Here is a 7,677-nt window from a genome sequence, read left to right as displayed (position 1 = left end):
AAGAACGAGGCTCCGAAGATGCCGCTACCGCCCCACGACACGTGCTCGTGGAAGTAGAGGTTGGTGTACTCGTATCCCTGGCCGCCCAGGAACATCGCGCCCAGGATGATCGTCGAGACCATGAACCCGACGTAACGATTGAAATTGCCGTGTTTCCAGTTCTCGAGTGCGTAATGCATCGTCGCGCCGGAACCGAACAGAATCACCGAGTTGAGCGCCGCGAACGCGACGTCGAGACGACTGATCCCCGGCGGCGGCCAGCCCTGCCCGCTATTACGCAGGTACAGGTAGGCGAAGATGAACGACGAGAAGAGCACGATGTCCGAAACCAGGAACAGCATGAATCCCTGGAGGCGCAGTTCGCGCGTCTCGACGTAGAGCTGGTCGACCTCGCCCACAGGCGCATGCGCGCCATGCGGGACGGTTGCTACTGCCACGTTGTCCGCTTCCTCTTAGTGGGCCCCGGCCAGCAACGGCGGGGGCGAATCGTTGAGTTCGTCGTCCAGTCCCTTGTACGGGAGCGGCTCCGAGAAGTCGTATGGCAGGCCATACACGCTCGGAATGTGCTTGAAGTTGTAGTAGTGCGGCGGCGAAGGGATCTGCCATTCGAGCGTGCGCGCGCCCCAGGGATTCGGCCCGGCTTTCTTGCCGTTGCGAATGCTCCAGATCACGTTGATGAAAAAGAGCAGAATGCCCAGCGTCATCACGAACGACGCGATCGATTCGAACTGGTTCCAGAACTGGAACTGCGGGTCGTACTCAGCGACGCGACGGGGCATTCCGAGAATACCCAGCGCGTGCATCGGCAAGAACGTCCCGTTAAAGCCGATCATGAATAACCAGAAATGCCACTTACCGAGCGTCTCGTTCAACATGCGGCCGCTCATCTTGGGGAACCAGTAGTACATACCGGCGAAGATGCCGGTCAAACTCCCGCCCACCAGCACGTAGTGGAAATGCGCGACCACGAAGTACGTGCCGTGCACGTGCAGATCGTACGGTACGGCCGCGAGGAAGACGCCCGAGAGCCCACCTAGGGTGAACAGTGTGATGAATCCGAGCGCGAACAGCATCGCGGTCGTGAAGTGAATCTTGCCGCCCCACAGAGTCGCGACCCACGAGAAGATCTTCACCCCGGTCGGAACCGCGATGACGAACGTCATGATCATGAACGGAAGCTGCAGATACGGTGCCAGGCCCGAGGTGAACATATGGTGAGCCCAGACCATGAAGCCGGCCAGCGCGATCGCCATCGACGAGAACGCGATCATCTTATAGCCGAAGATCGGCTTGCGCGTGAACGTTGGCAGAATATCGGAGATCATCCCGAAGACCGGTAAGATCATGATGTAGACGGCCGGATGCGAGTAGAACCAGAACATGTGCTGCCAGAGAATCGGCGACCCGCCCTTGGTCGGGTCGAAGAACGGCACGCCGAACTGACGCTCCATGAAGAGCGCGGCCAGCGCGGCGGCGAGAGCGGTCGTCGCGACCATCAGCAGCGGCGCGGTTGCGAACTGGCCCCAACAGAAGAGCGGCATCCGTGTGAACGTCATTCCGGGCGCGCGCATTTTCAGCATCGTCACCAAGAAGTTGATCCCGGTAAGCGTAGAGCTGACACCGACCAAGAAAATCGCGGCGCACCACATCGAGGTTCCGGCACCGCCTTGCAGCGACATCGGCGGATACTCCGTCCAGCCTGCCACCGGCGCGCCCATCAGGAACGACGAGAACAGCATGAGGCCGGCGACCGGAAAGATCCAGAAGCTCAGCATGTTCAGCCACGGAAAGGCCACGTCTCGCGCGCCGATTTGGAGCGGAAAGACGAAGTTGCCGAACCCGCCGGTCGCGATCGGAATAATCACCAGCCACACCATCGCCGAGCCGTGAATCGAGTAGATCTCGTTATAGGTGTCGTTGCTCACGACGCCGCCGTTCGCATGCATCAACTGCGCGCGGATGATCTCCGCGAGCAATCCCGCCAACACGAAGAAGACGAAGCCGGTGACGAGGTACTGTATGCCGATGATCTTGTGATCGATCGAAAAAACGTACCGCCTGAGAAAGCCCTGGGGCTCCGGATGAATGTGGTCGGCGATCCCGCCGCCTGGATGTACCGCTGCTACTGCCATGTCTATTGATGAACTCCCGTCGTCTGACGAGCTCCAGAAGTGATCGTTACTTTAACGAGCCGAGGTATGCGACCAAGTTTGCGATGTCCTTATCGGAGAGGCCGTTGGCCGTCTGGTTCGGCATCGCGACAGGGTAGTCGCCTTTATATCCGTTCTGCAAGATCTTCGCGACGTCGGCCGGATTTGCCGGAGCGCCGTCGACCAAATTCGGATGTTTCGGATCGTCCAGAATACCTTTGAGACCCGGGCCCACGATCTTCTGATCGAATGGCCCGACCGCGTGACATCCCGAACACTTGGTTGCAAAGAGCGCTTGCCCGGCCTTCGGGTCGCCGCCTGCGAGCGCGACGGCTCCGCCGCCGGCCTTCGGCAACGCGTCCGAAACGTTGGCGTTCTTTTGCTGCCAACCGTGGTACCACGCTTCCCATTTCGCTTTGGACTCGACCACCACGATCTGCTGGTTCATTTCCGCATGCTGGGTTCCGCAGAATTCGGTGCAGATGATTTTATAGGTCCCGGGAAGCGTCGGCGTAAAGCGCAGGGTGTTGATCAGCCCGGGCACCATATCGGCTTTCAGGCGAAACGCCGGCACCCAAAACGAGTGGATGACGTCGGCCGACGTGACGTTGAGCGTCACGGGTTCGTTCACCGGCAAATGCATCGCGTCGGTGATCTCGCCGTGCACCTGCGGGTAGCGGAACGTGTAATACCACTGGTGGCCGATCGATTCCACGACCAGACCGTTGTTCGGCTGAATCTGAATCTGGTACCAAATTTTGACGCTCAGCGCCGAGAGCACGATGACGAGGATCGCCGGGATAATCGTCCACCACAGCTCCAGGCCGTGATGATCGTGGATCTGCACGCCGATGGCGCCCGCCGCATCGCTCTTCTTCGCCCGGAAAGTAAACGAAAAGTAGAGCAAGTATCCGAAGACGGCGATAAATAGCACCGACGCGACCGCGGCCATAAATTTGAAGAGCTCGTCGATCTCCTCGGCCGGCCTGGCAGCTTCAGGCAGCCAGCTTGACACCGGCGCATAGTACCAATAGGCGACCGCAGCGATCGACAGTACCGCGAATACCGCCGTAATAATCCAGAAGCCCCGCTCTAAACGGACAACCGGCTCTCTCTTCTCAACCAAGGAAAACTCTCTCTCCTAAACCCCGAGCTCTCTGTACTATAGGTAGATACGGCCCGCGCTCGCATCGACTTTAGCGGGTTCTCCATTTATCCATCGGGCCGGAAAACTCCCGGACGAGCCAATCGATATTCGTGATAGCGGTTCCGACCACGACCGCGTCTGCACCCGCTTCGAGTGCGGCGACGGCCTGTTCCGGTGTGTGGACGCCTCCCTCGCATATCACGAAAGACTCAAGTTCGCGCATCTCCGCGACGAGATCGAGAGCGGGCAACCGGCGCCCTTCCGTCTCCCGGGTGTATCCGCATAGGGTCGAGGCGACGATCTGCGCGCCCGCAGCCTGGGCGCAGAGCGCATCCGCGGCGGTTGCGCAGTCGGCCATCGCAAGTTTTTCGGCGTCGAGAATCGTTGCGACGATGCCCTCCATCGTCGCTTGTTCGGGCCGCGTTCGAGCAGTTGCATCGAAGGCCACGACGTCGGCGCCGCAAGCGAGCAAGCTGCGAACTTCTCGTTCGGTCGGCGTAATGTAGGGCTCGAACCCGTCGTATGCGCGCTTGATCAGCCCGATAATCGGCGCATCGACGCGCTCCCGCACCGCGCTCACGTTCCGTACGCCCTGAACGCGCACCCCGACCGCACCGTTCGCAACGGCCGCCGCCGCCATCGCGGCGATGACCGCCGGCTCGTCGATCGCCGATCCCGGCCACGCTTGCACCGAAACGATCAACCCGCCTCGGATCCGTTCGAGCACGCTCACGCGGGCCTCACCTCGCGAACGCCGAGCCCGCCGCGCGCATATGCCAGAAGCAGCGCTCCGATTGCGGGTTCGTAGCGAGCCGGCGCGATGTCGATAGAGGGTCTCACCCCGCCGAGCTCCTGCGCCACCGCTTCCCGATAAGCTCGGCTTGTGAAGAGGCCGCCGGCGAACGCCACGCGCCGGGGCACGGAGGGATGGGCATCCAAAGCCGCGCGCACCAAATCCGCCAGCGCGCGCGCGCCGCGCGCCGCGAGCGGGGCCCATCGGGGGTCGTCGATCGTGCGCTGGGCGTATCGGGCGAGCGCGCTGCGCGAAATCGCCCCGCCGTAAAAGCCTCGTGCCAGTTCCCGCAACGAATCACAACCGAAGGTGTCCAGGAGCGCTTGCGTGCGGGCGTCATCTTGGGCGGACGTCCCGTCTACCCCGCGCATGCTCTCCGCGACCGCCTCGCGCGCCAACCAAAAAGCGCTGCCCTCATCGCCGAAGAGGTAGCCCCACCCGCCGTACGTCGCGCCCGGCGCTGCGCCGTCGCCGAGGTACACGACCGACCCGGTGCCGGCGATCACGACCGCGCCTCCTGCGCCGCAGAAAGCGCCCGCGTGCGCGATCGGGGCGTCGTGCATCAAGTGCAGCGACCGCGACGGAAGATCGGGAGCCAAACCGACAACACGGCCTTCGTAGCCGCTGATCCCCGCGACGATTTCGGCAAAATCCGCATCCCGGGGCAAGCCGGCCGACTCCAGCGCGGCTGCGAGGGCCGCTGCGAGCGCGTCGCGCAGCCGCGGCGAATCCGCCGCCTGCCCGACCTCGTCGGCCGGCCCGGCCACCCCGCGCCCCAGCACGCGGCCGTTCCGGTCGCCGATGGCTGCAACCGTCGAGCTTTGGCCGCCGTCGATCCCCGCGAAAAGGTCGCTCACGGCCGCTGGAGGAGCGTCCGTGCGAAGTCGTTGGCCGCGATCTCGCGCAGCTTGCGTTCGGGTAGACGCTCCACTTCGCCGATGTGTTCGCGATGGTGATAGAGTTCGTGTCCAACCGAGAACGCGAGAAACTCGCCGAGCTCCGGTATGCCGAGTTGCTCCGCAACCCGAATGTTGATGCGAATAACCGACCGCTGCGGATCGTACTCCGAGCGCAACTCATCGACGCCCCAGTCGCCGAGGTCCGCGAATTGTATCTCGACGCCGTATTCGCGAGCGAGCCGTAGAGCCGTATTCAAGGTTGCGTTGTTCTCCGTAAGTCGACACCGTCCGCGACGAGCCGTTCGCGCAAGCTTTCAGGCGCGACGTCCCCGACGCGAATGCCGCGTTCATTCGCGAGCGCCGCCGCGGTTCCGGCCGCCTGCCCGAGCGTCATGACGGTCGGCGTCAGCCGCGTCGAAGCCAACGCCTCGTGCGTCGTCGAGATGCAACGCCCGGCAACCACCAACTGCTCGCGATTGATCGGAAGCAAACAGCGGTATGGAATTTCATATGCCGCGCCGGGCTCGAGCCGCTGCGTGCTGGTGCCGCTGCCGGTGGGGTTGTGGATGTCGATCGGGTAGGCGCTGCGCGCCACCGCGTCTTCGAAATGCCGCCCTTGAAGGACGTCTTGCGCCGTAAGCGTGTATCGTCCGACGATTCTGCGCGACTCGCGAATTCCAACCTGCGCGCCCGTCCCCGCGATGCGTGCGTGTTCGAAGCCGGGAACGCGTTCTTTAAAGAAGCGCAGCAACTGCATCACCTGCAATCGCGCCGCCACCTCCGCCCGCGTGAGATCGTCGGGATCGAGCGGGTCGATATCGGTCACGCGCGTCATATTGACGGTCACTTCGTCGGGATACGGAGAAATGAAAAACGAGACGAGTTCGCGCGGAATATCGACCATGCCGTCGTCGACCGCCTGTTGCCATAGAGCGTAGAGCCCCGCCACGGCCGTCAGCGCCGGCGCCGTGCGTTCGTGGGCTTTGAGCGTGGTACGCATTTGATCCGGATGCATGCGAACGTAGGTAGCGGTCTTGGTGAGATCGACGTGACTCAAGCGCAGCATCAGGCTGGCGGGCTGGACGCGGCCGCGTTCGTCGCCTTGCTGCGTCGGGACCCCGGCGCTCGCGGCAACGTAGGCATCCGCCGTCGCGTCGACGATCGTCCGCGCGCGATAGGTACGCCCGCCGCCGACGGTCGCAAAACTGGCCCCAACCACGCGATCGTCGTCAACGATCGCCGCCAAGAACCAGGCGTGCAGCAGCAGATCGACGCCGGCCTCCTGCATCATTTCAAAGAGGAGCGCCTTGTGTATCTCGGGATCGAACGGCGTGATCGTCGGCACGTAGTCCGACGAATCGTGCAGGTGCCCGGGTGAGCCGCCCTTTCGGATGAGCCGCTCGACGATCTCTTGCGCGATCCCGCCAACGATGCGCTCGGTGCCCGAATGGAACGTCATCCACGGGCCCACCATCGCCGCGGTCGCGGTACCACCAAGAAACCCGTAACGCTCGACGAGCATCGTGCGCGCCCCATGGCGCGCGGCCGAGATCGCTGCCGCACAGCCGGCGTTACCGCCGCCGACGACGAGCACATCGTACTCGTGCATGTTGCGCGCACTTCGTCGGCTTGCTCGGAAGGCCATTTCCGCAGATCGCGCAATCAGCGTTTCTCATGGCGACAATCTCCGATGACGACCGTTCCTGGGCGATCTACGCCAATGCCGCAGGACTCCTCGTTTTTACGAACGTTCCGTATGCGAACCTCATTGCGACGCTGTTGATCTGGCTGCGCGTAAAACGCTCGGACGGGATGCCTTTCGCTCGCACGCATGCCGCCGCGGCTTTCAATTTCCAAGCGACGTACTCACTCGTCGTCACGGCCGGCTCGATCGCGATGCTCGGGCTGTTTTTAGGGCACCGCGATACGTTCGAAGCTTCCGCACTCGATCGAGCCTGGCTTCTACGTGGGCTCGCGCTCTACGCGATCCTCACACTCGCCAACGTCGTTCTTTCGATCATCGGCGCCATCGCCGCGAGCGATGTGCGCCCCGCCCGCTATTTTGTCGCCATCCCGTTCGTCACCGCACCGCGGTAGAGGAGCACGACGATGTCGTTTTACGCGCGCTCGGCCCCCTTCTACGATGCGCTCTACCGGGCACAGGGAAAAGATTATGCCGCCGAAGCCGCTCGCATCGACGACATCCTCGCCGCCCGCCACCGCGCTCGCGGCAGCGAGTTGCTCGACGTTGGCTGTGGCACGGGCGGCCATCTCGAACATCTGCGGGCGTGGTATGCCTGCCAGGGTCTGGATGCCGATCACTCGATGCTCGACATCGCGCGCCGGCGCTGCCCCGACGTGCTGCTGCATCTCGGCGACATGATCAGCTTCAATCTCGAGCGGCGCTTCGATGCCGTCGTGTGTTTGTTCAGCGCGATCGGCTACGTCCCCAACGCGGCGCGCCTCGACCAGACCCTGGCGACGTTTGCACGGCATCTGCGCCCGGGCGGCGTCGCGATCGTCGAGCCGTGGGTGACCCCCGACCGATGGATCGACGGGCACCTCGACGCGCTCTTTGCCGACGAGCCCGCGCTCAAGGTCGCCCGCATGTCGGTAAGCCGCCGCGACGGCAACGTCTCGATCCTCAACTTCCATTACATGATCGCGCAGAGCGACGGCGTGCGCACG

9 protein-coding genes are annotated in these 7,677 nt (G+C 63.2%); 2 read left to right on the top strand and 7 right to left on the bottom strand.

Features of this window, described 5'->3' with window-relative positions:
- From VMW12_13580 to VMW12_13550, 7 genes are all read right to left on the bottom strand, one after another.
- Positions 1-437 (bottom strand): cytochrome c oxidase subunit 3 (locus VMW12_13580; protein HUZ50753.1); only part of this gene is annotated, 437 nt, incomplete at its 3' end.
- 15 nt (positions 438-452) lie between these two features.
- Positions 453-2,132, bottom strand: a complete 1,680-nt coding sequence (gene ctaD, locus VMW12_13575) for a cytochrome c oxidase subunit I (GenBank protein HUZ50752.1) — start codon at positions 2,130-2,132, stop codon at positions 453-455.
- Positions 2,133-2,178: 46 nt separating this feature from the next.
- Positions 2,179-3,276 (bottom strand): cytochrome c oxidase subunit II, encoded by a 1,098-nt coding sequence (coxB, locus tag VMW12_13570; protein ID HUZ50751.1) that lies wholly within the window; start codon positions 3,274-3,276, stop codon positions 2,179-2,181.
- Between the two features lie 70 nt (positions 3,277-3,346).
- Positions 3,347-4,030: a putative N-acetylmannosamine-6-phosphate 2-epimerase gene (locus VMW12_13565; protein HUZ50750.1), complete on the bottom strand. Its 684-nt coding sequence runs from the start codon at positions 4,028-4,030 to the stop codon at positions 3,347-3,349.
- A complete protein-coding gene (locus VMW12_13560; GenBank protein HUZ50749.1) occupies positions 4,027-4,947 on the bottom strand; it encodes a BadF/BadG/BcrA/BcrD ATPase family protein in 921 nt (306 codons plus the stop codon). The genes VMW12_13565 and VMW12_13560 overlap by 4 nt, the downstream gene beginning before the upstream one ends.
- On the bottom strand, positions 4,944-5,246 hold the full coding sequence (locus tag VMW12_13555; protein HUZ50748.1) for a hypothetical protein: 303 nt from the start codon (positions 5,244-5,246) through the stop codon (positions 4,944-4,946). The genes VMW12_13560 and VMW12_13555 overlap by 4 nt, the downstream gene beginning before the upstream one ends.
- Positions 5,243-6,598, bottom strand: a complete 1,356-nt coding sequence (locus tag VMW12_13550; GenBank protein HUZ50747.1) for an FAD-dependent oxidoreductase — start codon at positions 6,596-6,598, stop codon at positions 5,243-5,245. Before VMW12_13550 ends, VMW12_13555 begins: the two co-directional genes overlap by 4 nt.
- Before the next feature lie 65 nt (positions 6,599-6,663).
- Here VMW12_13550 and VMW12_13545 point away from each other — a divergent pair, with 65 nt between their 5' ends.
- Complete coding sequence (locus VMW12_13545) at positions 6,664-7,086, top strand: DUF4870 domain-containing protein (protein ID HUZ50746.1); 423 nt, start codon at positions 6,664-6,666, stop codon at positions 7,084-7,086.
- Between the two features lie 12 nt (positions 7,087-7,098).
- Positions 7,099-7,677, top strand: a 579-nt coding sequence (locus VMW12_13540; GenBank protein ID HUZ50745.1) for a class I SAM-dependent methyltransferase, incomplete at its 3' end; no start/stop codon positions are given.

The organism is Candidatus Dormiibacterota bacterium, assembly GCA_035532835.1.
GTDB lineage: Bacteria > Vulcanimicrobiota > Vulcanimicrobiia > Vulcanimicrobiales > Vulcanimicrobiaceae > DAHUXY01.
The sequence above is the reverse complement of the archived record's forward strand: the minus strand, read 5'-3'. Positions and strand labels throughout refer to the sequence as shown.

Bases quoted from the DNA above. Each gene is read 5' to 3' on its own strand.
- ctaD (HUZ50752.1), bottom strand. From the start codon at position 2,132: ATGGCAGTAGCAGCGGTACATCCAGGCGGCGGGATCGCCGACCACATT.
- VMW12_13550 (HUZ50747.1), bottom strand. From the start codon at position 6,598: ATGCACGAGTACGATGTGCTCGTCGTCGGCGGCGGTAACGCCGGCTGT.
- VMW12_13545 (HUZ50746.1), top strand. From the start codon at position 6,664: ATGGCGACAATCTCCGATGACGACCGTTCCTGGGCGATCTACGCCAAT.